The following is a 25,010-nucleotide window of genomic DNA, read 5'->3' as shown; positions in this document are numbered from 1 at the left end:
ACGCTGTAGCCCTTTTTTTATGGTTGTCCCCTTTTTGTCCCCCGAGTGTCCCCACAACCTCTTTTAGAAGAATACATCCGACCGACATTGAGCAAAACCAAGATCCTCACCTGGGGAACACGGTGATTCGAATCGACATCGCTCAACCGATTTCAAAATCTGGTACTTCAATTCCGCACTCTTGTGTTTAGGCGAGAGGTAGAGTGACGCTGGGAGAATCCCGGCGGGCCTGACGTAGGCATCCATTAGACGTTCACCCAATATCTCCTTTACGAGAAGAGTGGGAACAACTGCAACATCAACCCGATCCCGCAGGAGCATATTAAGCACCTGACTCCTATTATTCACTTGATAGACTTGATCAGCAGTTTCAGGCAGGAACACTTTGCCTGCAGCACCTCTCAGAAGCACGAATTTCGAACGGGAAAAGTCTGACTCTTCGGAAAAGGGTTTAAAGGACACGTAAGAGTATTCAGCGCTATCTAATCGCCCACCAAAAATTAATGCGTGGTCTCGCTCGGGTGTCTTCGCTAGTGGCAGGAAAACATCAAGCTCTCCGGTCTCGAGATAATAAAGCCCTCGTTTCAGTGGCAGGACGAAAAGCTGAACAGAATAACGAGCGTCTTCAAATATACAGTTATAGGGCTCGGCCATTAGGCCAGCCAAGTTCCCATCAGCAGCTTCAAGCATTCCCACCATAGCCTCACTAACTCCAACACGAAGCACATGATCGGCAAACAGTTGTCCAGGGACACCAATAAAAAGTATTGGAAATAAACAAACTCGCCAAATTAGCATCAATCGAAAACCTTTCTAAACCATTGCGGAAATTGGTCTTTGGAACGCAGAAAAATGCATCACCCACTCTGTAACATAGGTGAAATATTTGATTGGTGGAATCCGATACTCAGTTATTACACTTTCTTTTACATTGACTTTAATGAAGGCTGGAGTTCAGCAACGGGACAGAGCCTGATAGCCGATTCAAGGTGATCCGGTGAGAGGTGGGCATAGCGCATGGTCATGGTGATGTTGCCGTGTCCGAGGATGCGCTGGAGCGTGAGTATGTCGCCCCCGTTCATCATGTAGTGACTGGCGAAGGTGTGGCGCAGGATGTGGGTCAGTTGTTGCGGCGTTGAGAATCCACACCGTTCATACGCTGACCTGAACGCTGATCGGCAAGGGCCAAACAATCGTCCTGGGCCAGGGAGCGCGTTTTCGAGCACTTGCTCCTGGATGCTGGGAGTAATCGGTACTGCCCTGCTCTTTCCGTTCTTCGTATCCCTGAAAATGACCTTACCCGAGACAATGCACGACTGCGTTAGTGTCTCCGCTTCTGCCCATCGGGAGCCGGTAGCCAGGCGGATCATGGCGACTGACCACACAAAGTGGTTGGTGCTATTGCGGCATTCGTCCAGGAGCTGCTTGCACTGCTCGATAGTGAGGAAGGACATTTCCCGTTCTTTCACTCTCACCTGGCGAACCGGAGCAATGGGGCTTGTCTTCAGGTGGCCAATACGCACCATTTCCGAGAAGACAGACGACAGGTAACGCTGCTCATGGTTGCAGGTGCCGGCGCTGACTTGCTGTCCTACCCCCTTATTTTGGCAGCTCACGAAGATAGTTTAGTTCAGCAACCGGGTGACGATCAGTTTCTGGTTACGGCGACGATGGCTAGAACAGGTTAGAGCTGTCTCATAAAACCCAAGACTTTGTTTATTTTTTGACCAACCCGGTGTATAACTAGAAATACAGGAAGGGAACCCAACCATATTCAAAAGGATTTGTCATGGAACCGCGCCTCACATCCAAACTCGCTCTCATCCTCGTAGCACTATCTTTTGTTGCCTTGCCAGCCTTCTCAAGTGTGCAAGCTACTGACCAGTTTTCCAGCACTATCATCAAAGGCTTCGCTCAATGGAACGCGTCAAGAATTGAGAACATAGTGTTAAGCAATGGTCTAAAACAAGCAGCCAATATCAATGAGGTGGAGCGTTTTTTCCCACTTACCTCAAATAGCATCAAGACATATAAATTTTTGAGCGCCAAAGCATTACTACCCTTGGTACAAGATTCTATTCAAACGGATATACAAGCGTTTTCGAAATTCTTTGGTGAATGCGTACCGGAAGAAATCAAGACAATCGCCAACATAGATGATGATAAAGATAGTAAATGGAAGGACCTCAGAGCCAAGCTGACGAGCTTTATCAACGGGAAAAATCCAGAAAATCTCCTTTTGAAAACAACAGATTCGACCTGCCCTAACTTAGTTGTTTCGTCAAAAGAAAAGAAAGCCGTCGTAAAAATGGAACAAACGTACCTTAGTACCCCTCCTGATCCTGAAATGCTTCCCAAAGGTACAGACACGAACTTCAGAACAACCTCAATAGCCCTTAGAGATTTCAGAGAGTACCTGAAGGTCCCTGACGACATGCAGATTACTAAACCAAAAGATCTAACGTCGGAAGTGAATTTTGCTCTCATACTAGATCAGCTCCTTTTCCTAGAAACTCTCAAAGATCAATCTCTCTCATATACGACACGAGTTCACCACTTACTTTCGGGTATCGATCGAATTGCCGAATTTTCAACAAAGAAGGACTACCCTGCATATGCTAAGTTTCAGCGTATAGGCCTTTTTTTTGCGGCGCTAGCAGATGCAGGCGAGGCGAAAAGCCCGGAAGCTGTGGTTAGTGCATTGGACACTTATGTTGATGCACAAGGAGCCTATAATGACAAACGACTTCCTGGTGGTGTGTACGCAAATTACTACGTTCCGATTTCTACAGCGCCGAGTGAACCCGTTGAGAGCTTACCTTTCGAAAACTGGACGGTTGGATGGGATCTGTACATTTCATCATACTACGGACCAAGTGCTCACCGTTTGATAGCTGAGGAAACCGATATCAGGTTTTTTGGGCCGGTGGGTCTTGAGCTGAAGCTAGCAAAATTCCGAACACCCCGAAACTGGGCTGTACATACGGGAGGGGCATTGGGCTTTAATTACGCACCAGTCGATATAGGGTCTTACATAACTAACGAATTATCAGACGACGATTACAACGCCAGTTTCGATGATATTCTTGCGCCGAGTTATTTTTTATCCTATTCCTTTGATAATGCACCAGTAGCTTTGCTCTCAGGATACCAAACGAACATAACTATTTCAGAGAACAAAGAAACGAATGGGTGGTTTTTCGCCATCACCTTTGATCTACCAGTCTTGAAGATTTTTTAATAATTTAAGAGGAGCGCGTATCGCTTGGTGTCTATAAAAATGACGATGGGAAACGTATTTCCAAGAGCGGAGTTGATATCCTGTAACCAACCTAGGCGGCTACCCATTAGATCTGATCAATACCAAAATAGAAAAAAACGAACTAGAGATAGTTCACCGAATACACGCGATTGCCCACTTGCCCCCTAGAGTGTACTTTACTGTCCGCCAGTAGCCGACTGGAATTCGTAAGCAGCTGTTTCTGAACATTTTTGCACACGAGTGTACGCCTCACACAGGTCTTATAATGCTGGGGTCGTCGGTTCGACTCCGCCCCTTGCTACCAGAATTCAAAGGGTTACAGATCACGCTGTAGCCCTTTTTTTGTGGGTTGACTACAAGTTGACTACACCGTAGACAAACCGCCCTCCTCTAGCTGATAAGATCCCCTCATCAATACAAAAAAGCTCCTGCCAAGACGATGGCCAATCAATGTGAGCGGCCAGGGCCGGCTTTGTCTATGCGCTTAATAGGAATATCGCTTTGAAGAAGCTCATCATCCTCGTAGCCATCGCCTTTACTGGATGGAAGATCTACCAGCAGTACGCACCAACTCCCGTTGTAGAGTGGTCAAATTCTGAGACCCAAAACTTCATCCAGTACCAAACGCCGGAAGCAATGACTCGTGAGGCAACCAATGCTATGCGCTTCACCTGCGACGGTCGGGAATATTGCAGCGAAATGACATCCCGCGCGGAGGCGGAGTACTTCAATCGGTATTGCCCAAATACAAAGATGGACGGCGACAATGACGGCATCCCATGTGAAAACGACTCCCGATTCTAACAACTACAGGGCTCCGCTTTTCACAAAGAGTGACGACCGCACCGCCTGACGCCAGGTAATCCGATGGCGAATGGACATGGCCGCACAAAAGTGCGGTTTAGAAGCAGCCCCAGGCTTCCTGAGGCTTGCCCGCATTGCCTATGCGCTTGTTTTGAAAGATGAGACTCTATCTTTCATTTCTGCCGCCAATCGCGCCAACTCGTGACTGGCTTCTGATGATTGCTTGGCACCGTCGAGGTTCTGACTGGAGAGATCGACAATATGAGTAAGATTTCCACTCACTTGCTCCGCAGCAACTGACTGTTCTTCCGCCGCACTCGCGATCTGTTCGCCCATTTGAACAATGTGATCAATGGCGTCCCCGATCGAATTCAGAGTTTCGGCCACATCGTCGATCAACATGCGGTTTTCTTCCACTTGCTCTAGCCCGGACTGCATTACCGCAACGGTTGCTTTGCTTTCCTCAGTCAGGCCTTTAATCACACCGGCAATTTCCGCCGTTGATGTCTGCGTGCGTTTAGCAAGGGAGCGGACTTCATCAGCTACAACAGAGAAACCACGTCCATGCTCTCCAGCTCTTGCTGCTTCAATTGCCGCGTTCAGTGCCAAAAGATTCGTCTGATCAGCAATGTCATTGATGACCTCCGTGACCTTCTGTATTTCCAAACTCCTGTTCTCCAGGGAGCTGATCTGTTTCGCGACTCGCCGGATATCCTCAGAAAGCCGATGCAGTGCTTCTCGCCCTTTCTCACCACGCACGCGACCTTCCACGCCTTGCTCTTTGGCTGACCGCGCAGCAGATTGGGCTTCTTCTGCGCTTCTGGCCACGTCATTGGAAGCCGCGCTCATCTGATTCATCGCTGTTGCGACCTGGTCAGTCTGATCAGACTGGGATTCAATATTTCGCTCAACACTTGAGTTTATTGAAGAAAGCTCTTCTGAAGCCGTCGCCACCTCGTCAGACACCGCGGAGAGGCGACTGATGACCTGGTCGAACTCATTTAACATATGGTTCAGAGAGTGCCCCAGTTGGGCAAGTTCGTCTTTGCCGTCAACGTGGAGGCGCTGGGAGAGATCTGATTGTTCTGCAACGGATCGCATCAGGTTTCTCATCGCATTGATGGGACCAGTGACCGACAAGATGATCAAAATGCTTGCACCAATTGAAAGCACAGCCGCAACGACAGCGGTCGATGGATAGAGCACCTGACTCTGAGCGTAGAGTTCCCCAACCGATTGTCGTTCCTGAGCCGCAACATCGAGTTGTAGCTCGATGAGTTCGCCAATTTTCTGAGTCACAGGGTCAATAAGCTCGTAGAGGGGACCGTCAATTCGATTCAATTGGCCTTGAGCATTGGAAGGAGCGCTACGAAGGACCGCCTTTGCTTCTTGGATCCCCCGGCTCGCTCCGTCAAAAAGCGAATCCGCCTCCCTAACCAGCTCTTTTTCACGCGGAGTAAGGGACGTCTGGGTGTATCGCTCCCAATTGGTTTCGATGCTGGACTCAGCCTCTTCAATCTGACGGAGCGCCTCACGAGGTGATATCTGTCCTGCATTTGCCTTGTTGATTGCATCAACGACGAGAACAGCATAATCATCGGAGATAAGCTTGAGATCCTTGAGCGGTACAACTCGATCATTGTAGATACTTGAAACGCCACGATTAATGTCAGTAAACACCACGAGAGCGTATATGGAAAGGCCTGCGATAGCAGCCAGGGGAATGGATACCAAGAAAACCAATCGCAACTTGAGTGACAAAGTACTAAGGAGGTTCATTATTCTTTCCTATGCGCCGACCTCCCTTTCGCAATGAATTTCCAGTACTGAAATCATACACTAGCTCATTACATTCGGATTAAGTGTTTGTAATTTATTTATTTGATACCCAAGCTCACCGAAGTCGAATAGGCGAAGCTCTGCACTTTTCGACATAATACTGGCGCCACACTGGAAGATTACCAACGATACCGTGATGCGAACTGGCTAGAACCCCAGATACCGGTGCAGCAGCAGCTCCTGATATTGATCAATGTGTTTGCTGTTGATTTCAACGATCCGGCCTTTCGCACTGAGGCGATCAAAGCATTCGTCAAACTGACTGGCAAGCTCCTCACTTCGGAAAACCACTTTGTAAGGAGTAGGGTTGAAAACCGGATAGAATACAAAATCGTCCAGCTCTTTTGGCCAACTCTCCCCAAAACGACGGTCTGAACGGATCCGCCTGTCCAGAGTAGCCACCACAAGACCGTCGGCAAGAATGACATCAACGCGGCCCATTAACTGCATCCGGGCGTGGATCGTCTGGTCAGTCACCTCCAGCAACAGCTCAAACTCATCCACGCGATCAGATAGTCTGAGTATGTCGATGCCATTCTGAAACGTAACCGCCCTTAACCCTGCCAGATCATCAATTGTCGTTATGGGACCAGCCACCGACGCGTTATAGAAGGCGCCGTTGTGGTACCAGATATAAGCAGACGTGGAGAACCCCGGTATGTCCAAAGATAGCGGGACCGTCATAACGGCATCGGCGGCAGTCAGGTCGCGAAAAGTGCGGATGTGGCGACCGAAGGGCTGGTAGACAAATTCGGCTTCCCAGCCGCAGGCCTCCAGCACAGCATTCACCAATTCTACATCTCGGCCACTTTCTCCTGGCTCCGACATCCCGGGTATGTCGGGCGCCATGACGATGAGGGGAGCCAATGGAAACGTATCTGATTTCACTGCACCAGGGATCAACAGCAGGACATAAAAGAAAAAACGGTACAGAGAGTCTGGTATCAAGGGATAGGCCACCGGTAACAGTTTATGCCGCTACCAAATACAGTACCTCTTTTTGAACGATTGCTCCACAAAAAAGGATAGAATCCGGGTCAGCCATTACTCGCGGTCATCATAGGATTCGCAATCACGAATAGCTCTACGGAACTCCGGTGCCAATCGCCTCGCACCGAAGCGGTGTGACACATACAACGAAAGATCTACCCACGCCGCGGTTCGCACGTAGAATGGCTTTTCATACCCCGCCATCAAATGGTCGATAAGAACCGCCGGTAAAACCACGACATCGGCACGGCCAAGCTTCACCATATCAACGGCCTGCTTCCATTCAGCCACCATGACCGCACTGGCGTTGTCTCCCTGAAGGAACTGGTTGCCTATGAACCGACGCACAAAGGCATAACGCAGGCCGGACACCTGGCGCAAAGGCGGATATTGCTCCAAAAACAGATACACGTATTCGGTCTGGAACAGCCTGCCACCAAAATCGGCATATTGGTCGCGGTCTGCCGTCTGCACAAGAGGCAACCCAATCGCCAATTCTCCCTTCTCCAACTGAAAAAGAATTCTCGCCAGCGGCATCTCAATAAACTGGAAGTTCCCTTCCACCCGATCAAAGACGCAGCGGTAAATGTCGGCAAAGCGGCCAACCAGCGAGCCGTTCTCAACGCCAATTTCCCGCGGGATCCCCTCAAAAACACCGACGGGATAGACGGTCTTGTCAGTTACGGCACCCGATAATGAAGGTATAGTGAGAAAGTAGATTAAAACCGGCGCAAGCCAGTGCGGTATCCTGCCCATGTCAGCTGCTCCCTGCCCGTGCAACTCGAACGGTGGTTTCAGGGTAGTACAGAAATGCCCAGTCTGCTGGCAACACGCTGATGGAACCAACCTCTTCAATACCTGTGCACAGTGACTATGCCAAAACGGAATACCGGAAAATTCGAACCAATCGCTTCTTTCTTTGACACTCATTACCTTCAGCCGGGGAAGCTTCCTGGAATGGTTACCCTGGTAGCCCGGCATGGCGAGATTCTGTGGTGTCACGCCCAGGGCCTGCGGGATGTTGAGAGAAACTTACCGATGAACCGGGACACCCTGTTCCGCGTGTACTCCATGACCAAACCCGTCACCAGCATTGCCATGATGCAGCTGTACGAGCAGGGCAAGTTCCTGCTCAACGACCCGGTCCACAAATACATTCCAGGCTGGCGCAATCTACGCGTCTACAAGGGAGGCCGTTATCCGGATTTCGAGACCGAACCCGCGGCCTCGTTCATGACCATCCGGGATCTGATGGCCCACACCTCCGGGCTGACCTATGGCTTCACCGAGCGAACCGAGGTAGATGCCGCCTACCGCAAGCTGAAACTGGATGGCAGTACCATTCTGACTCTGGACAAGCTGGTCGACCGGCTGGCCGAGTTACCTCTGGAGTTCTCTCCCGGCACTGCGTGGAACTATTCTGTGTCCACCGATGTCGTGGGCTACCTGGTTGAGCTGCTCTCCGGCCAATCTCTGGACAGCTACTTTCAGGAGCACATCTTTGCCCCCCTGGGCATGACCGATACCGGATTTCATGTGCGACCAGACCAGCAGGAACGCTTTGCCGCCTGCTATCTGTACCAATCCGGTAATACCATGAAACTCCAGGATGATCCGGAGCGGTCACGCTATCTGAAGGAACCAAAGTTCCTGTCGGGTGGCGGCGGGCTGGTGTCCACCATAGATGATTATTTCCGCTTCGCCCAGGCCCTGTGCCAGGGTGGCGAATATCAGGGCCAGCGCATCATCGGCCGCAAAACCCTGGAGTTTATGCGCCTGAACCACCTACCGGGCGGCCAGGATCTCCCTGCCCTGTCTATTGGCGGCTTCACTGAAACACCTTATGCCGGCAGCGGCTTCGGATTAGGGTTCTCGGTCAAAACCGATATCGCCAAATCCGCCACGATTGGTTCGCCGGGAGAATTCGGCTGGGGCGGCCTGGCTAGCACCAGCTTCTTTATCGACCCGGTGGAAGATCTGGTGGTGATTTTCATGACCCAGCTGATGCCGTCTTCGTCCTACCCCATCCGACAGCAGCTCAGAGCTCTGGTATACGGTGTCCTGGACTGACTCCGCGTTCCACCTTATATCGGTATAACCGCTGGAACTGTGCCGAAGCCCGAATGCCTGTGGCATACTCGGCTCCTTAAACCAATAACGAACAATCCACCAGCAAGGAATGTTGTGATGAAACCAGCTACTCTCGCGTTGCACGCCGGCTTCAAGAGCGACCCGACCACCAAGGCCGCCACCACGCCCATTTACCAGACCACGTCTTACACCTTCGACGACACCCAGCATGGTGCCGATCTGTTTGACCTGAAGGTACAGGGCAACATCTATACCCGCATCATGAACCCCACCAACGCGGTTCTGGAAGAGCGTATGGCAGCGCTGGAAGGTGGTATTGGCGCACTGGCAGTAGCGTCCGGCATGGCGGCCATTACCTATGCCCTGCAAACCATCTGCAAGGTGGGCAACAACATTGTCAGCACCAGCCAGCTGTACGGCGGCACCTACAACCTGTTCGCCCACTCGCTGCCGAACCAGGGCATCGAATGCAAGATGGTGCCCCACGATGATTTTGCAGCGGTAGAGAACGCCATCGACGACCAGACCCGGGCGCTGTTCTGTGAATCTATCGGCAACCCGGCCGGTAATGTGGTGGATATCCAGAAGTGGGCCGAGATTGCCCACAAGCACGGCATTCCGCTGATTGTCGATAACACTGTCGCCACGCCGTTTCTGTGCCGCCCGTTCGAGCATGGCGCAGATATCGTGATTCACTCCCTGACCAAGTACATCGGCGGCCACGGCACCACGGTGGCGGGGATTGTGGTGGACTCCGGCAAGTTCGACTGGAAAGCCAGCGCCGACAAGTTCCCGATGATGAACCAGCCCGACCCCTCCTACCACGGCGTGGTTTACACCGAAGCCCTGGGCGAAGCCGCTTTTATCGGCCGCTGTCGGGTGGTACCGCTTCGCAACACCGGCTCCGCCCTGTCGCCGTTCAATTCGTTCCTGATCATGCAGGGGCTGGAAACGCTGGCCCTGCGCATGGAACGCCACTGCGACAACGCCCAGAAGGTTGCCCAGTTCCTACAGGATCATCCCGCCGTGGAATGGGTCAACTACGCCGGCCTCGCGAACAGCCCTTACAAGGCTACCTGCGACAAGATCTGTGACGGCAAGGCCTCCGGCATTCTCAGTTTCGGCATTAAAGGTGGCCGCGAAGCCGGCGCCAAATTCATCGATGCCCTGGATCTGATCCTGCGACTGGTGAACATTGGTGATGCCAAGTCTCTGGCTTGCCATCCGGCCACCACTACCCACCGCCAGCTCAATGCTGACGAGCTGAAAAGTGCGGGGGTCAGCGAAGACCTTGTACGGCTGTCGATCGGCATTGAAGATGCCGACGATATCATCGCCGATATCACTCAGGCCCTGGAAAAATCCCAGGCTTGATATCCCTCAACCGGGTACGACCAAAGTCGTGCCCGGTAACCCCGTGATTGCCCCTACCTGCCTTGTAACTGCCCTGCCTGCCGATTACTCTTAAAGGTTCACCACACCCTTATCCGAGAGTTCCTGGCCAATGAGCGAAAGCGCAAAGCCCCGCATTACCAGTGGTTCCAAATTCCGTAACGAACACGGCTTCTCCGCCATCAAGGACGGCGTCAAGCGTTCATCATCAAACACGGAAGGCAAATCTCTGGAGCGCAAGCCGAAATGGCTGAGGGCGCGCATGCCGGGCGGCGAGCGCTACGATGCCGTGCGCCGGAACGTGACCGAGCACCGCCTGAGCACCGTCTGCCAGGAATCACATTGCCCCAACATTGGCGAATGCTGGACCAACGGCACCGCCACCATCATGGTGATGGGCTCTGTGTGCACCCGGGCCTGCAAATTCTGCGCAGTCGACACCGGCAACCCGAAAGGCTGGCTTGACCCGGAAGAGCCTGAAAACACCGCCAAGTCTGTGGAACTGATGGGCCTGCGCTACATCGTGCTGACGTCGGTAGACCGTGACGACTTGCCCGACGGCGGCGCCGCGCACTACGCGGCCTGTGTCTCGGCCATCAAACAGCGTACCCCGGAGGTGGCGGTAGAAGCCCTGACCCCGGACTTTGATGCAGTAATGAGCGACGTGGAAAAAGTGGTGGATTCCGGACTGGACGTTTTCGCCCAGAACGTGGAAACCGTCAAGCGCCTGACCAGTCGTGTGCGAGACCCCCGTGCCGGTTACGAAAAAACCCTGAGCGTACTGGCCCACGCCAAGAAACATCGGCCAGATGTGCTCACCAAAACCAGCCTGATGCTGGGTCTGGGTGAAACCGAAGAGGAAATCCTTGAAACCATGGACGATCTGCGCGCCATTGGTGTGGATATTCTCACCCTGGGCCAGTACCTGCGCCCCACGCCGAACCACCTGCCGGTGGAGCGCTACGTCACCCCGGAAGAATTCAACCGTTACCGCGACATTGGTCTGGAAAAAGGTTTCATGGAAGTGCCGTCCGGTCCCATGGTTCGCTCCAGCTACCGGGCCGACCGGGTATTCGACAAGAACAATCTGGGCCTGAGCGTGCCGGAGGTTCCCGTGCCCGACAAGGCGATGCAGATTCCGGTCAAGGCCGTTGACTGAGAGCCGCCAATGCTGACCCTGTTGCGAAATATCCGGCTGAAGTACAAATTCTGGTTGCTGAATATTCTCGTGTTTGCGGTGCTGTGTCTGCTGGTGCTTTATGCCATGCAGGTGATCGCGGGCCAGACCGAATCCAACTTCAGCCAGGTATTTGCAGAGACCGCGCCGGGCTTTGCCCTGATCGTGGCAGTGCTTATGGCACTGGAGATGGCCGGCTCCCAGCTGCTGATTTCCTTTATCGAACGCCATGTTAACCGGCTCAAGGACACCATGGTTGCGGTGCAGACCAGCGGCGACCTGAGCCGTCGGGCCGACGTCGACTCCCGGGATGAAATTGGCGAAATGGCCGCTGCCTTCAATGCGATGCAGGATCGTACATCTGATGTCGTTCGCAGCATGAAAACGGCCACCGAGCACCTGCACCAGGAGGTCGAATCTCTCACCCAGCGGGCCGCCGCACGCAGGGACAGCCTCACGCGGCAACAGGAAGGCGCCAACCGCTCAGCCGAATCCGTTGAGGCCATGCTGCAAAGCTTTGTCGGCATTGCCGAACAGGCAGGCATTGCCAAAACCCTGTCAACAGAAGCCCGGGAAACTGCGGTAAATGGCAGCCAACGGGTCAGCCAGAGCGCCGACAGCATTCGCAGGCTGGCGAGTGTGGTTCGCCAGTCTGCTGGCAGCGTACAGTCACTGGCCGAAAACAGCCATGAGATTGGCCAGACCATTACCGAAATCAAGGGCATTGCCGAGCAAACCAACCTGCTGGCCCTCAATGCCGCCATAGAAGCCGCCCGCGCGGGCGAACAGGGCCGGGGCTTTGCGGTGGTTGCCGAAGAAGTCCGTAACCTGGCGCGCCGGGTTCAGGACTCCACTGACCAGATCCAGACCACCCTGGATCGCCTGTTGGCCTCCATGAATACCGCTGTCGAACAGATGACGGGGAGCTCAGACGACGCCGAGCGATGCGTGGAAGAATCCGAAAAGGGGCGCCAGGCCCTGGAAGCCATTAACGAGGTGGTCGGTCGTATCGACCGGACCAATCAGGAAATCGCGGATATGTCTGCCGAACAGACCGCCGATACCGATCAGGTTCTGACCAATGTTCAGGACATCCGGGAAACCACTCGGAACATGGTTGTCCAGCTCTCGGAAAGCGCAGATATGACGCAACGTCTGGAGCAACTGATCCGTTCACTGGAAGAAGCCTCGGCAAAGGTCACAGTTCGCTGAGGTTTGTGGCACACTCTGCACTCGTTTTTGACTGCAGAGTTGTAACCCATGAATCGCCTTGGCGCCTTCTACGACCGTTTTATCCTGCCCCACCCCTGGATTGTCCTGGCCCTGTTTGCCCTGCTGCTGGCAGTGACCGCGCTGCGTTTTGATCAGTTCCGGCTGGATGCCTCGGCAGAATCCCTGGTGCTGGAAAACGATCGTTCGCTGGAGCAGTACCGACAGGTAAACCAGACCTTCACCACCTCTGACGATTTCCTGGTGGTCACCTACACCCCCAACGAGCCCCTGTTTACCACCGAAGGCTTGGCGCGGTTAAGGGCTCTTCGCGACGAGCTACAAGCCCTTAAAGCCGTCGGTTCCACCAACAGCATTCTGAATGTGCCGCTGCTGCACAGCCCGGACCTTACTCTGGACACCGTCGACAGCGAGATCAAAACGCTGGATGAACACGATGTGGCTCCGGCGACCGGCCGACAGGCGTTGCTGGACAACCCTATGTACCCCAACCTGCTCATCAGCGAGGACGGCAAGACCACGGCCATCCAGGTCAACCTGCCAACCCCGGACCGCTATTTTGACTTACTCAACCAGCGCAACGAACTCCGGGAAAAGGTGAATCGGGGCGAGGCCAGCGAGGCCGAGCGGACGCAACTTGAGGAGACAAGCGACGAATTTATCCGCTACACCGAGCAACTGGGTGAAGAGCGTGATGCCACCATCAATCAGGTTCGCGCCATACTGGAGCAATACCGCGACCACGCCAGCATCCACCTGGGCGGCGTGCCCATGATTGTCGCCGACATGATACGGTTTATCGAAAACGATCTCTCCACCTTTGGCTTCGGGGTATTGGCTTTCCTGCTGCTCACCCTGGCGATTATTTTCCGGCAATGGCGTTGGGTCGTGGTGCCGCTGTTGTGCTGCGGTTTCACGGTCTGGCTGATGGTCGGATTTCTGGGCTGGGCCCAATGGCCGGTGACGGTGATTTCGTCCAACTTCATTTCGCTGTTACTGATCATGACCCTGTCGCTCACCATCCACCTGATCGTGCGCTACCGGGAATTCCAGCATGACGAGCCCGAAGCTGCACCGAATACCACCCTGCGCAACACCCTGATGACCATGATCCGACCGTGCTTCTATATGGCGATCACCACCATTGTTGCCTTCGGCTCTCTCACCTTCAGCGGCATCCGGCCAGTCATCGATTTTGGCTGGATGATGACCCTGGGGCTGACCGTGGCTTTTCTCATTACCTTCTTGATCTTCCCGGCCCTGTTGAGCCTGCTGCCACCCCCGATCGACCAGCGCGTGAGCTCAGACAAGGTGCCCTTCACCGATGCCTTCGCCCGCTTCACCGAGCGCTTCAGCGGGACGGTTCTGGTCAGTTCCGGGGTCATTGCCGTGCTCTGCGTGATTGGCCTGAACCGGCTGACGGTGGAGAACAGCTTTATCGACTACTTCAAGTCCTCCACCGAAATCCATCAGGGCATGGTTACCATAGACGACCGCCTGGGGGGCACCACGCCGCTGGATGTGGTCATCACCGACCAGCCCGCCCCGGCGAATGCCAACACAGACCCCTTCGCCAGTGACTGCGACCCGTTTGTGGAAGACTGCGGTGACGAGGAATACCGGGATACCTGGTACACCTATCAGAAAATGCGCCAGCTGGGCGAAGTGCATGATTACCTGCACAGCCTGCCGGAGACCGGCAAAGTCCTGTCCATACAGACCACGCTCGAGCTGCTGGCCCAGGTGAACGGCGGTGAGCCCCTGGACGCCCTGGAGCTGGCCTTCGTGCCCGCCGCCGTGCCGGACGACCTTCAGGACATTCTGCTGACCCCTTACATTTCTGAGGAGCAGGACAAGGCGCGATTCAGCATCCGCATACTGGAAACCATGCCGGACCTGCGTCGACAGGAGCTGCTGGATGACATTCGCCACCACCTGAGCACCGAACTCGGTTACGACCGGGATCGCATACTGCTCTCAGGCATGACAGTGATGTACAACAACATGCTCCAGAGCCTGTTCGATTCCCAGATCAAAACCATCGGCGTGGTGTTTGGCGCTATCCTGGTCATGTTTCTGATCCTGTTCCGTTCCGTGAAGCTGGCGCTGGTGGGTATGGCTCCCAACCTGATTGCCGCAGGCTCAGTACTGGGGCTGATGGGCTGGCTGGGCATTCCTCTGGATATGATGACCATTACCGTGGCGGCCATCACCGTCGGGATTGCGGTAGATGACACCATCCACTACATCCATCGCTTCAAAACCGAGTTCGCCAAAGACGGCGACTACCTGGCCACCATGCACCGTTGTCATCGCAGCATTGGCCAGGCCATGTTCTACACCTCGCTAACTATCATTGCCGGTTTCTCCATACTGGTGCTGTCGAACTTCATTCCCACCATTTACTTTGGCCTGTTCACCGGTTTTGCCATGTTCATGGCCTTGCTGGGTGCACTCACCTTGCTGCCCAGGCTGATCATTCTGGTTCGCCCGTTTAACGCCCGATAACAAAAAACCCCGCCGGGGCCAGGCTCCGGCGGGGTTTCTCTCAAATACACCGACTCAGCGAATTACTGCTGGCCCTGAGGTTGCATCATCTGACGCTGCTGTTGCATCTGCTGCTGCATCTGTTTCATGCGGCGATCCAGCTCATCACGCTGCTCCTGGGTGAACACCGCATCCACCTTCGCCTGCATCAGGGCAGAAAGCGCTGCAATTTCACCGGTCACATCACCGAGTTTGGCGGCATTGTCACGAATGGCAGACTCGTCGTAATCCGGCTTGATCTGCTCTTGCAGGTCTTCCTGCAGCGAGCGGGCATCCTGGCGCAGTTCGCCGATTTCGCCCTGCATGTCGTCGATGATGCCGCGAATCTCGGTTTGCTGTTCTTCAGACAGCCCCACCATCTGCGCGAGCTGGGCCACCTGATCCGGCTGACCACCCGGCGACTGCTGTGCGATCGCCGGCGCTGAGATAGTCAGGGCGACAAGTGCGGAACCGATGAATTTTGCGAGCTTCATACTGTTCTCCATCATTGAGGCGGCCTGTCGGGTACCACCACGGATTGGCTTTAATCGTTTGAAGTGACACCCTAAAGCATTCACCTACTTCATTTCACCCCGATATCCCTTCAATTTGTACAGGTTCTCAGTTTGATTCGCTCTGAGGGCGCTGCACTGGCGGGATTTGATGAATGTGAAAATTTAGTCATTCCCCTGCATAATGGCGCCCTCAATCAATCAGCGGAGTAAACACCATGGCCATTAACTGGTTTCCCGGGCATATGCACAAGGCCCGAAAGGAGATCAAGAAAGTCATGCCCCAGATGGACCTCATCATCGAGGTGGTGGACGCCCGGATTCCCTTCAGCAGTGAGAATCCGCTGGTGCCTTCGCTGCGTGGCGATACCCCGCTGATCAAGGTGCTCAACAAGCGCGACCTGGCCGACCCGGTCATCACCGAGCAGTGGCTGGCCTGGCTGGAGCGGGAACGGGGTGTACGTGCGGTCACGCTCACACACAATCAACGCCAGGAAGCCCTGGGCATCCTCAAGCTGGCGGAAGAGATGACGCCCGGGCATGATCGACAGAAAAGCGCCTTGAGGGTGATGATCCTGGGCATCCCGAACGTCGGCAAATCCACACTGATCAATACCCTGGCTGGCCGGCCCGCCGCCAAGACTGGCAACGAGCCGGCGGTTACCCGGGCACAACAGGCCATCAAACTGCCGGATAACGTTCTGCTCTACGATACCCCTGGCTTCCTCTGGCCCAAGCTGTCGCCGGTGCAATGCGGCTATCGCCTGGCAGTAACCGGCGCAATCCGCAGTGCCGTGCTGGATTTCGAGGATGTTGCGCTGTTCGAGGCGGATTATCTGATTGCTAACTACCCGGAACTCGTCGTCAACCGCTACGGACTGGACGAGACACCGGCGGACGGGCTGGCACTGATGGACGCCATCGCCGTAAAACGCCGCTTCCTGGGCCGCGGCGGCGTACCGGATCTGCACAAGGTTTCCGAAGTGCTGCTGAATGAATTCCGGGCCGGAACACTGGGCCGGATCTCGCTGGAAACACCGGAGATGGTGGAACAGGAGCTCATTGAAACCCGGGCCCGGGAACAGGCCGAGGCAGAAGAAAAAGCCAGGAAAGATGAGCAGCGCAAGAAGCGAAGAGGCTAGACGGAAAAGGCGAACGAGCAAAGACTAAAGTTTGGGCATAAGACTAGCCTTTTTTGCTATACTTGATTTAAATCAAGGTGACTGAAACCAGATGTTTCAGCATTGGCACCCATGGGAATCCGCCGCATGCCCAGGTATCCGGATCGCCCAGGGTGTCCGCCCCGAACGCAGGCAAAAGCCTTACCTGTTGGGGCTGAGGACGCACCGCACACGCTTCGGTGCGGTTTTGAATGGATCAACCCGGATGGTTCGTCAACTATGGCCCAGGCAATTCGACTTCACCAAGTATCCCCTCTCAAGGCCTCCTGTCACCAGTGCAGCCTGAGCAACCTGTGTCTACCTCTGGCCATTGAAGAGAACGATCTTGATCGCCTTGAGGACATTGTCCAGCAGGGGAAAATCTATAACCGCGGCGAGCATATTTTCGATCAGAGTACCCCGGTTCGCTCCTGCTTTGCGGTCAAGAGCGGCTCCATCAAAACATCCATTATTACCGAAGGCGGTGAAGAACAGGTAACCGGTTTCTTCATGCCTGGTGAACTGGTGGGGCTGGACAGCATGAGCAGCGAGAACTATGCCTGCACGGCCAAAGCGCTGGAACGTACCAGCGTATGTGAATTCCCGGTCGACAGGCTTGAGGAACTCACCGGCAAGCTGCCGGAACTGCAGCACCACATGTATCACCTGATGAGCCAGGAAATTCAGAACAGCCATCAGCTGGCGATGCTGCTCAGCAAGAATACCGCCGAAGAGCGCATTGCGGCGCTTTTGCTCTCTCTGTCCAGCCGCTTCCGCCGTCGTCGTATGTCGGCTACCAATTTCAGCCTGCCCATGGCCAGGAACGACATTGCCAACTTCCTGGGCCTGGCAGTTGAAACCGTGAGCCGGGTTTTCACCCGCTTCCAGAATCAGGGCATCATCCGCGCTCGCGGGCGGGAAGTGGAACTGCTGGATGTGGAAGCGCTGCAAATGGTAACGCGGGATTTCGCCCGTCAGGGCCAGTAAGCACCAACCAGTCACACACCCTGAGCGGGTTCAGAAATTTGCCGGAACCCGCTCAGCGCTGTTCGATTCCTTCAACATCGCCACCTCTTCAGACAACCAGGTGCGCCACGGCATCTGTTTTATGCCGAAGGTATTGCGGATCTTGGTACAGACCATAGTGGTGTTTACCGGTTCGATGTGACCCCAGTCGGGCACCTCGTCCACCACCTTGATTCCTTCAGGAATGCCAGGCATGCCGGCTATCGCCAACCCCAGTTCATACAGACTGATCTCTTCTGCCCCGGCATACTGGTAGGTACCCCAGACTTCAGCACCACAATCGATCTGGAGCGCCACTGCCACGATCACCCTCGCCAGATCCTTCACCGCCACAGGCTGCCCCTGACAGCGGCCGGGCAAAGACAGGCCACCTTGCGCCGTACTTCGCTGAACCTTGCCGATAAACCGGGCCAGGCTCCAGCCGGTACGCAGAATAATGTGCCGCGGGAGCTGCGTTCTCAGGGCCTGCTCACATTCCCATTGCCAGCGACCCAGCTCGTTAACAGGCTGCCCTGGATTCGACGCAATGTAGGCACCCTGTTTACGGCCATCAAACACATAACATGAAGAAAGCTGCAGTAAAGCCATGTTGCGCTCACGGGCATGCTCGGCCAGCGCCAACGGCAATGAAAACGCCGCTTCGTGAGTCGCCTCCCGGTTTTTCTCCGCCTTTTCCGGATCCGCGAGCCACAACGCATTGATAATCAGCGCGGTGTCTTCAGGAATCCAGTTATCCAGGGCATGCAGGTCGACATTGGCAGGATCACTGACCAGCAAGGGACTGATCCGCAGATGCGTTTCCCGCAGGCGCTCCAACAGCACCTTGCCAAGCGGGCCATAGTCGTGAACAACAAGTACATGCACGGGGAAACAACGCCTCCGGAATATCACTGATGTGACGGATGTCAGGAAACACTCGGGCCAATGGCTCGGAACACTACTTTACTGCAGTATCATGCAGCCTGAAACGTCAGCCTTACGGGGAGCCGGTGAACGCTCCCGGATCGACAAGCATACAACAACGGGAATCCCAATGCTGAAACAACAGAGCCATATAGTGGCCCCTATCCCCGATGAACTAAGAACCCGGGCTCTTTATACCGTCAGTGAGCTCAAAGACCGCGGCAAAGCCGACAAGCAGGCCATCGACCAGCTGTATGAACTCATCGTTGAACTGACCGAATCCGGGCTGGATTTCTTTTTCCTTGAGCCACTACGCCGCCTGAATGCCGGCAGCATGATGATGGGAATGGCCAAAATGGGCATCAGTAGCATGCTCAAGGGCAGCAAAATGGTGATTCACAAAGTCCTCAAGAAACTGGACGACCGAAGCCTGGCGGCGATTCTCGATTTCATCGAAGAAATCATTCATGAACCCGAGGCACCCGCGACGTAACGCCGGTGAGCAACTCATAGCCAATGGTACCGGCGTAACCGGCCACCTCGTCGACACTCACGGTTTTGCCCCAGAGTTCCACCAGGTCGCCCTCGCGGGCTTCAGGGACAGCACTCAGGTCTACCGCCAGCATGTCCATGGAGACCCGCCCCAACAAACGGATTCGCTGGCCGCGCACAGCGGCTGGCGTTCCGGTACCCGCGTGACGCGGGTAGCCATCGGCATAACCAATGGCCACCATGCCCATTCGGGTATCCTGACTGGCCGTCCAGGAAGCGCCATACCCTATCGACTCCCCGGCACGGACCACGCGTGTGGTAATCAGAGGCGCCTGCAAGGTCATCGCGGGGCAAAGCCCCAGCTCCGCACCGGTTTTACCCTCCATGGGCGACGCCCCGTAGAGCATGATCCCCGGGCGGCTCCACTCGTACAGCGGCTGATTCGGGCGAAAGTGAGCCGCGGAATTACCCACGCTACGCATCAAATCCGGCCAGGGAGCTACCGCCCGCTCAAAAATCCGGGTCTGGAGCCCGGTCATCTCGCTGTCCGGATCATCGGCACAAGCAAAATGAGTGACAAAACCAATCGCAAGATGCTTCAGACCCGTTTCCTCAAGCCCGGCCATCACCTCCGGCAGCTCTTCGGGCCGGAAGCCCAGACGGTTCATACCAGTATTGACCTTGATCCAGAATCTGGGAGAACGCCCCGCACCGAGCCACGATAACTGTTGCTGACAGTGGAGCACGGGCTCAAAACCCGACTGCTCACATTCGGCCAGGTCATCCTTTTGATGGGTGCCCTGCAGCAGCACCACGCTGTGCCGATGGCCGGCACCGCGAATCGCTATGGCTTCCTCGATACAGGCCACCGCAAACCGGCTGGTCTCCGGAGCCAGAGCATCAGCAACCGAGCCAATGCCATGGCCATAGCCATCGGCTTTGACCACCGCCATGGCGTAGGCGGTTCCAGCCAGTTCCCGGGCCCGTCGAAAATTGTGTTTCAGGGCGTCAAGATCTATGCGGGCAACGGTGGGGCGTGGCATTAATAATCCCCACCGTAATCGCTGTAATCGCCGTGCGCCAGGTCTTCGAATTTGGTGTATTTACCAATGAACGCGAGACGGATGGTACCGATCGGGCCATTCCTCTGCTTACCAATAATGATCTCGGCAATGCCCTTATCCGGCGTATCCTCGTTGTAGACCTCGTCCCGGTATACGAACATGATCACGTCGGCATCCTGCTCGATCGCACCGGATTCCCGCAGGTCCGAGTTGACCGGGCGTTTGTTGGGTCGCTGCTCCAGACTCCGGTTCAACTGGGACAGCGCCACAACCGGGCAGCCCAGTTCTTTGGCAATACCCTTGAGTGAGCGTGAGATTTCGGAAATCTCCGCAGTCCGGCCTTCGGTGTTACCCGGCACCCGCATCAACTGCAGGTAGTCGACCATGATCAGGCCAATCTTGCCGCCGTTCTCGCGGGCCACCCGACGGGCCCTGGAGCGCATTTCTGTCGGGCTCAGCCCAGGAGTGTCATCGATATAAAGCGGCTTATCCTTCAACAGACTGACGGCAGAGGTAAGCCGGGGCCAGTCATCCTCTTCCAGCTTGCCGCCCCGCACTTTGGTCTGATCAATGCGACCAAGCGACGACAGCATACGCATGGCCAGCGCATCTGCGGGCATCTCCATACTGAACACCAGTATCGGGGTGCCGGTGCTGATCAGGGCGTTCTCAACAATGTTCATGGCAAAAGTGGTCTTACCCATAGAGGGCCGCCCCGCCACAATGATCAAGTCGGCTGGCTGCATACCGGAGGTCTGGTCGTCCAGGTCCCGGAAACCAGTAGTCAAACCGGTCGTCTGCTCGCCGGATTCAAACAGCTCTTCAATCCGGCTGAGTGTGGTAGCCAGGATGGGGTTGATGGCCTTGGGACCGGAACCTTCTTTAGTACGTGCCTCGGCGATCTGGAACACACTGCGTTCTGCTTCGTCCAGGATATCGTTACTTTTTCGCCCCTGCGGGTTGAAGGCTGAATCGGAGATCTTGCCGGACACCTCCACCAGCTGCCGCAGAATGGAGCGTTCGCGAACAATGTCAGCGTAGGCCCTGATATTGGCGGCACCGGGTGTTTTCTCGGCCAGTTCCGCCAGATAAGACAGACCACCGGCATCCTCGATATCGCCGGCCCGTTCGAGAAACTCGGCCAGGGTAACCACATCCAGCGGCTCGCTCTCGCTGGCGAGGCGCTCCACGGCGCCGAAAATCAGGCGATGGTCCTGCCGGTAAAAATCAGCCGCTGAAATAATTTCGGCGATCTCGTCAAACCGACGGTTGTCCAGCATCAGGCCGCCGAGCACCGCCTGTTCAGCCTCGACCGAATGCGGCGGGACCTTGATGCGACTGGTTTCCGGATCAATAGAAGCAGGTTTCAGAGTGGGATTGGCCATAGACACCGACATCAGGGAAATGAACAAACGAGGTTACAAGAATACCAGAAAGCAACGGGCCCGAAACCGTCTCCGGCTCGGGCCCGTTTTTCAGCACGGAAACCTGTGGCTTCAGTGCTGGTTGAATCGACCTGTCACTGGGCTACCGATTACTCGGCAACAACCGCCAGCTTGATGGTCACTTCAACGTCTGTGTGCAGCTGCAGCTCGATGTCGTACTCGCCAGTCACCCGGATCGGGCCTTCCGGCAGACGAACTTCGCTCTTCTCGACTTCAGTACCACCGGTAGACACTGCGTCGGCAATGTCACGAACACCGATAGAACCGAACAGCTTACCTTCTTCACCAGCCTTGGAGGTGATGGTGAAGGAAGCGCCTTCCAGAGCTTCGGCACGGGCCTTGGCAGCAGCCAGCTTTTCAGCAGCAGCTTTTTCCAGCTCAGCGCGACGCTCTTCAAACGCCTTTACGTTTGCTTCCGTAGCAGGAACGGCCTTGCCGTACGGCAGCAGGAAATTACGACCGTAACCGGCCTTAACCTTTACCTTGTCACCCAGGGAGCCAAGGTTTGCGACTTTCTCGAGCAGAATAACTTCCATCTCGTTAACCTCTTCGTGCTTTATTCAGCCGGACCGGCGGGTATACGCCCCCGGATATCCAGCCAGCTATCCACAAAAGCCAGAACCACTAACAGCATCAACAGATTGGGACCCAGCAGAACCAGAGCAACGTAAAACATTGCCAGCCAGTTTCCGCTCCACTGCTTTCGAGCAAACACACCGTGCACCAGAGCCAACCCGGCCAGAACCAGCGGGGTGCCCGCAGCCCAGGCCAGCAGGATGGCATTCAGCCCAAGAATCGGGCCGACCACCATGGTGATGGCGCACACTACGGCTACCGCCGGCGATAACCTGAGGCCATGGAATTCCTTGCGGAATCCACCGGGGTTATACAACCCCGCCTGCCACGACCTTGCCAGCATCGTCATACCGATGGCGGTGGCAAAGTAGGTACCGGCCATGCTGGCGTTCATGGTGTCCCGGATAACCTGTTCCAGTTCACCACCCAGCGCACGGGCCATTTCAGTGTTGTACTGCTCGTAAACCTCGACACCAGCCTGAACCAGATCGTTCAGCAGCGCCGGATACATCACAGGCAACATCAGCCCGGTCAGTATCGCCAGAAAGGCACCGGACAACAGCGCTCTTTCCCAGGACAGCGTCGTCCGGATAATGGATGCCATCAGCATCACCTGCAGCAGCACCGCCAGCGCCGTGGGATCCTGGCCGTAAACGGCCCACCCGATCGCCGGAATCAAAGCCCAGAGGCCAATATTGAGCCCCTGGCGAATGCCCAGTCGAAGAACGACCAGGCCAGTTACCGCTGCGCCAATCCAGAACAGTAAGGGTACTGCGGTGGTAACCGCTGCAACCCCGCCAGCCTGCAGGGGACCGCGCATTACATACTGTGCCAGTGCACGCATGGTCCCGGGTCCTGTCCGTTAAAACTTAGTGGTCGTGACCGTCCGTATACGGCAGCAGTGCCAGGTAGCGGGCACGCTTGATAGCGGTAGCCAGCTGACGCTGATAACGTGCTTTGGTGCCGGTGATGCGGCTGGGCACGATTTTGCCGGTTTCAGTGATGTAGCCTTTCAGGGTGTCCAGATCCTTGTAATCGATCTCTTTAACACCTTCTGCCGTGAAGCGGCAGAACTTACGACGTCTGAAAAAACGAGCCATAACGTAACTCCTAACTCCGGTTAATTACTCTTCTTCGTCCTGGGATGCGCTCTGACGCTCTTCAGAGTCAGCTGAACGACGTGGACGATCGTCTCCGCCGGAACGACGGTCCTCGCGGGACTCAGCGGCTTTCATCGGAGACAGGTCGGTAACGGCCTCGTCGCGACGCAGAATCAGGTCACGGATGATGGCGTCGTTGAACCGGAAGTTGTGAGTCAGCTCGTCCATCGCGGCCTGTGAACATTCGATGTTCATCAGCACGTAGTGAGCCTTGTGGATCTTGTTGATCGGGTAAGCCAGGTGACGACGGCCCCAATCTTCCAGGCGATGTACCTTGCCGCCATCTTCAGTGATGACGCTGGTATAACGCTCGATCATCGCGGGCACCTGCTCGCTCTGATCCGGATGTACCATGAAAACGATTTCGTAGTGACGCATGAGTTCTCCCTACGGTTTAAACAGCTTCCTTCTCCCGGTGGCCATACCAGTGGTTGTGGCCGGAGCATGAAAGCAAGGAGGTGACAGCAAGTGCTGCCGGTTTCTTTTTTGCTTTATCAATAAGGCTTTACAAGAAAGGCTTGATCAAAAGCGAAGCTCATTATTGCCATGTAACAGGCAATAAAAAACCACCCCTTGAAAAAGGGGTGACGTATTCTAGGCCCGCAGGCCTGTTTGTGCAAGGTTTAACCGAGGCGCTGGCGCAGTGCCTCGTACAGACAGACACCGGTCGCCACCGACACATTCAGACTGTCGACGTGGCCGAGCATCGGAATGTTGATCAACTGGTCACAATGTTCACGGGTCAGACGGCGCATGCCTTTACCTTCGGCACCCATAACCAGAGCAACCGGCCCCTTGAAATCAGCCTGATACAAGGTGGCATCCGCCTCACCTGCCGTACCAATCAACCACACGCCCTGGTCCTTCAACTCCCTAAGGAAACGGGCGAGATTGGTCACCCGGACAAACGGTACCGTTTCTGCCGCCCCACAGGCGACCTTTCGGGCAACCGGTGTCAACGAGGCAGATTTATCCTTGGGCACAATCACGGCCTGCACTCCCGCCGCATCGGCGGTACGCATGCACGCACCCAGATTATGGGGATCCGTCACGCCATCCAGCACCAGAAGGAATGGCGGCTTGTCGCTGGCGGCCAACTGGGCAAGAAGATCATCCTCGGTCCACTCCCGGCTTTTCGCAACGGCAGCAACAACACCCTGGTGGACACCGGACACCCGCTCATCCAACTCTTTCCGGTGCACCACTTTCCAGGGCACCCCCAGACCGTCAAGGGCATCGGTAACCGACTTCACCCGCTTGTCCTGACGACCGGTCTGAATCCAGACCCTTTGCAACCGCTCCGGCTCTCTTTTCAGCACGGCATCTACGGCATGCCAGCCGAATACATATTCCTGAGACAC

General features: G+C 55.3%; 24 protein-coding genes. 10 read left to right on the top strand and 14 right to left on the bottom strand.

Translation table 11 applies throughout. From position 1 onward, the window contains the following. Positions 1-63 precede the first annotated feature (63 nt). Entirely contained in the window at positions 64-798 is a 735-nt protein-coding gene (locus C7436_RS15530; protein WP_121208390.1) for a type 2 periplasmic-binding domain-containing protein, read from the bottom strand. A gap of 128 nt (positions 799-926) precedes the next feature. Beyond that, positions 927-1,616 (bottom strand): tyrosine-type recombinase/integrase, encoded by a 690-nt coding sequence (locus C7436_RS15525; protein WP_211329880.1) that lies wholly within the window; start codon positions 1,614-1,616, stop codon positions 927-929. Between the two features lie 173 nt (positions 1,617-1,789). Between C7436_RS15525 and C7436_RS15520 the strand changes: the two genes are divergently transcribed. Continuing rightward, a complete protein-coding gene (locus C7436_RS15520; protein WP_121208388.1) occupies positions 1,790-3,241 on the top strand; it encodes a hypothetical protein in 1,452 nt (483 codons plus the stop codon). 522 nt (positions 3,242-3,763) lie between these two features. Beyond that, entirely contained in the window at positions 3,764-4,066 is a 303-nt protein-coding gene (locus tag C7436_RS18955) for an excalibur calcium-binding domain-containing protein (protein ID WP_228198161.1), read from the top strand. A gap of 138 nt (positions 4,067-4,204) precedes the next feature. Here the strand turns inward: C7436_RS18955 and C7436_RS15510 are convergent, their stop codons facing one another. From C7436_RS15510 to C7436_RS15500, 3 genes are all read right to left on the bottom strand, one after another. Beyond that, a complete protein-coding gene (locus C7436_RS15510) occupies positions 4,205-5,845 on the bottom strand; it encodes a methyl-accepting chemotaxis protein (protein WP_121208387.1) in 1,641 nt (546 codons plus the stop codon). A 207-nt stretch (positions 5,846-6,052) separates the two neighbouring features. Next, a complete protein-coding gene (locus C7436_RS15505) occupies positions 6,053-6,694 on the bottom strand; it encodes a type 2 periplasmic-binding domain-containing protein (protein WP_228198160.1) in 642 nt (213 codons plus the stop codon). A gap of 255 nt (positions 6,695-6,949) precedes the next feature. Continuing rightward, positions 6,950-7,651: a type 2 periplasmic-binding domain-containing protein gene (locus C7436_RS15500; RefSeq protein WP_121208487.1), complete on the bottom strand. Its 702-nt coding sequence runs from the start codon at positions 7,649-7,651 to the stop codon at positions 6,950-6,952. A gap of 117 nt (positions 7,652-7,768) precedes the next feature. Between C7436_RS15500 and C7436_RS15495 the strand changes: the two genes are divergently transcribed. From C7436_RS15495 to C7436_RS15475, 5 genes are all read left to right on the top strand, one after another. Continuing rightward, positions 7,769-8,965: a serine hydrolase domain-containing protein gene (locus C7436_RS15495; protein ID WP_158595269.1), complete on the top strand. Its 1,197-nt coding sequence runs from the start codon at positions 7,769-7,771 to the stop codon at positions 8,963-8,965. Between the two features lie 117 nt (positions 8,966-9,082). After that, the gene (locus C7436_RS15490) at positions 9,083-10,360 is read left to right on the top strand and encodes an O-acetylhomoserine aminocarboxypropyltransferase/cysteine synthase family protein (protein ID WP_023008874.1); all 1,278 of its coding nucleotides are present in this window, start codon (positions 9,083-9,085) and stop codon (positions 10,358-10,360) included. Between the two features lie 130 nt (positions 10,361-10,490). Further along, positions 10,491-11,537 (top strand): lipoyl synthase, encoded by a 1,047-nt coding sequence (lipA, locus tag C7436_RS15485; RefSeq protein WP_011785836.1) that lies wholly within the window; start codon positions 10,491-10,493, stop codon positions 11,535-11,537. Between the two features lie 9 nt (positions 11,538-11,546). Further along, the gene (locus tag C7436_RS15480) at positions 11,547-12,767 is read left to right on the top strand and encodes a methyl-accepting chemotaxis protein (protein ID WP_121208385.1); all 1,221 of its coding nucleotides are present in this window, start codon (positions 11,547-11,549) and stop codon (positions 12,765-12,767) included. Between the two features lie 48 nt (positions 12,768-12,815). Next, positions 12,816-15,293, top strand: coding sequence for an efflux RND transporter permease subunit (locus C7436_RS15475; RefSeq protein WP_121208384.1), 2,478 nt, complete (start codon positions 12,816-12,818; stop codon positions 15,291-15,293). Between the two features lie 62 nt (positions 15,294-15,355). On the opposite strand, the gene C7436_RS15470 is transcribed toward C7436_RS15475, so the two are convergent. Next, on the bottom strand, positions 15,356-15,805 hold the full coding sequence (locus tag C7436_RS15470; RefSeq protein WP_014420689.1) for a Spy/CpxP family protein refolding chaperone: 450 nt from the start codon (positions 15,803-15,805) through the stop codon (positions 15,356-15,358). Positions 15,806-16,041: 236 nt separating this feature from the next. Here C7436_RS15470 and ylqF point away from each other — a divergent pair, with 236 nt between their 5' ends. Together ylqF and fnr are read left to right on the top strand one after the other, a co-directional pair. Beyond that, the gene (gene ylqF, locus C7436_RS15465) at positions 16,042-16,965 is read left to right on the top strand and encodes a ribosome biogenesis GTPase YlqF (protein WP_121208383.1); all 924 of its coding nucleotides are present in this window, start codon (positions 16,042-16,044) and stop codon (positions 16,963-16,965) included. A gap of 258 nt (positions 16,966-17,223) precedes the next feature. Beyond that, positions 17,224-17,970: a fumarate/nitrate reduction transcriptional regulator Fnr gene (fnr, locus tag C7436_RS15460; protein ID WP_011785841.1), complete on the top strand. Its 747-nt coding sequence runs from the start codon at positions 17,224-17,226 to the stop codon at positions 17,968-17,970. A 30-nt stretch (positions 17,971-18,000) separates the two neighbouring features. Here fnr and C7436_RS15455 read toward each other — a convergent pair whose 3' ends face one another. Continuing rightward, positions 18,001-18,873 (bottom strand): SDR family oxidoreductase, encoded by an 873-nt coding sequence (locus C7436_RS15455; protein WP_121208382.1) that lies wholly within the window; start codon positions 18,871-18,873, stop codon positions 18,001-18,003. Positions 18,874-19,042: 169 nt separating this feature from the next. On the opposite strand from C7436_RS15455, the gene C7436_RS15450 reads away from it, so the two are divergent. Further along, positions 19,043-19,405 (top strand): hypothetical protein, encoded by a 363-nt coding sequence (locus C7436_RS15450; protein ID WP_011785843.1) that lies wholly within the window; start codon positions 19,043-19,045, stop codon positions 19,403-19,405. Here C7436_RS15450 and alr read toward each other — a convergent pair. The 7 genes from alr to rlmB form a co-directional block, all read right to left on the bottom strand. Next, entirely contained in the window at positions 19,374-20,447 is a 1,074-nt protein-coding gene (gene alr / locus C7436_RS15445; RefSeq protein WP_023008880.1) for an alanine racemase, read from the bottom strand. The two genes, C7436_RS15450 and alr, sit on opposite strands and share 32 nt — an antisense overlap. Continuing rightward, complete coding sequence (gene dnaB / locus C7436_RS15440) at positions 20,447-21,853, bottom strand: replicative DNA helicase (protein WP_014420683.1); 1,407 nt, start codon at positions 21,851-21,853, stop codon at positions 20,447-20,449. The genes alr and dnaB overlap by 1 nt, the downstream gene beginning before the upstream one ends. A gap of 149 nt (positions 21,854-22,002) precedes the next feature. After that, a complete protein-coding gene (gene rplI, locus C7436_RS15435) occupies positions 22,003-22,449 on the bottom strand; it encodes a 50S ribosomal protein L9 (RefSeq protein WP_121208381.1) in 447 nt (148 codons plus the stop codon). A gap of 20 nt (positions 22,450-22,469) precedes the next feature. Further along, a complete protein-coding gene (locus C7436_RS15430; protein ID WP_014420682.1) occupies positions 22,470-23,333 on the bottom strand; it encodes a hypothetical protein in 864 nt (287 codons plus the stop codon). Positions 23,334-23,358: 25 nt separating this feature from the next. After that, the gene (gene rpsR, locus C7436_RS15425) at positions 23,359-23,589 is read right to left on the bottom strand and encodes a 30S ribosomal protein S18 (protein WP_011785848.1); all 231 of its coding nucleotides are present in this window, start codon (positions 23,587-23,589) and stop codon (positions 23,359-23,361) included. 24 nt (positions 23,590-23,613) lie between these two features. Further along, positions 23,614-24,027, bottom strand: coding sequence for a 30S ribosomal protein S6 (gene rpsF / locus C7436_RS15420; RefSeq protein WP_011785849.1), 414 nt, complete (start codon positions 24,025-24,027; stop codon positions 23,614-23,616). A 245-nt stretch (positions 24,028-24,272) separates the two neighbouring features. Next, positions 24,273-25,010 (bottom strand): 23S rRNA (guanosine(2251)-2'-O)-methyltransferase RlmB, encoded by a 738-nt coding sequence (rlmB, locus tag C7436_RS15415; RefSeq protein ID WP_121208380.1) that lies wholly within the window; start codon positions 25,008-25,010, stop codon positions 24,273-24,275.

This window comes from Marinobacter nauticus, from assembly GCF_003634635.1.
In the GTDB taxonomy this organism is placed as follows: domain Bacteria; phylum Pseudomonadota; class Gammaproteobacteria; order Pseudomonadales; family Oleiphilaceae; genus Marinobacter; species Marinobacter nauticus.
Note: the sequence above shows the minus strand (reverse complement) of the source record. Positions and strands in the feature narration are given on the sequence as shown.

Bases quoted from the DNA above. Each gene is read 5' to 3' on its own strand.
- C7436_RS15530 (WP_121208390.1), bottom strand. From the start codon at position 798: ATGCTAATTTGGCGAGTTTGTTTATTTCCAATACTTTTTATTGGTGTC.
- C7436_RS15520 (WP_121208388.1), top strand. From the start codon at position 1,790: ATGGAACCGCGCCTCACATCCAAACTCGCTCTCATCCTCGTAGCACTA.
- C7436_RS15510 (WP_121208387.1), bottom strand. From the start codon at position 5,845: ATGAACCTCCTTAGTACTTTGTCACTCAAGTTGCGATTGGTTTTCTTG.
- C7436_RS15500 (WP_121208487.1), bottom strand. From the start codon at position 7,651: ATGGGCAGGATACCGCACTGGCTTGCGCCGGTTTTAATCTACTTTCTC.
- C7436_RS15495 (WP_158595269.1), top strand. From the start codon at position 7,769: ATGCCAAAACGGAATACCGGAAAATTCGAACCAATCGCTTCTTTCTTT.
- C7436_RS15490 (WP_023008874.1), top strand. From the start codon at position 9,083: ATGAAACCAGCTACTCTCGCGTTGCACGCCGGCTTCAAGAGCGACCCG.
- lipA (WP_011785836.1), top strand. From the start codon at position 10,491: ATGAGCGAAAGCGCAAAGCCCCGCATTACCAGTGGTTCCAAATTCCGT.
- C7436_RS15480 (WP_121208385.1), top strand. From the start codon at position 11,547: ATGCTGACCCTGTTGCGAAATATCCGGCTGAAGTACAAATTCTGGTTG.
- C7436_RS15475 (WP_121208384.1), top strand. From the start codon at position 12,816: ATGAATCGCCTTGGCGCCTTCTACGACCGTTTTATCCTGCCCCACCCC.
- C7436_RS15470 (WP_014420689.1), bottom strand. From the start codon at position 15,805: ATGAAGCTCGCAAAATTCATCGGTTCCGCACTTGTCGCCCTGACTATC.
- ylqF (WP_121208383.1), top strand. From the start codon at position 16,042: ATGGCCATTAACTGGTTTCCCGGGCATATGCACAAGGCCCGAAAGGAG.
- fnr (WP_011785841.1), top strand. From the start codon at position 17,224: ATGGCCCAGGCAATTCGACTTCACCAAGTATCCCCTCTCAAGGCCTCC.
- C7436_RS15450 (WP_011785843.1), top strand. From the start codon at position 19,043: ATGCTGAAACAACAGAGCCATATAGTGGCCCCTATCCCCGATGAACTA.
- alr (WP_023008880.1), bottom strand. From the start codon at position 20,447: ATGCCACGCCCCACCGTTGCCCGCATAGATCTTGACGCCCTGAAACAC.
- dnaB (WP_014420683.1), bottom strand. From the start codon at position 21,853: ATGGCCAATCCCACTCTGAAACCTGCTTCTATTGATCCGGAAACCAGT.
- rplI (WP_121208381.1), bottom strand. From the start codon at position 22,449: ATGGAAGTTATTCTGCTCGAGAAAGTCGCAAACCTTGGCTCCCTGGGT.
- C7436_RS15430 (WP_014420682.1), bottom strand. From the start codon at position 23,333: ATGCGTGCACTGGCACAGTATGTAATGCGCGGTCCCCTGCAGGCTGGC.
- rpsR (WP_011785848.1), bottom strand. From the start codon at position 23,589: ATGGCTCGTTTTTTCAGACGTCGTAAGTTCTGCCGCTTCACGGCAGAA.
- rpsF (WP_011785849.1), bottom strand. From the start codon at position 24,027: ATGCGTCACTACGAAATCGTTTTCATGGTACATCCGGATCAGAGCGAG.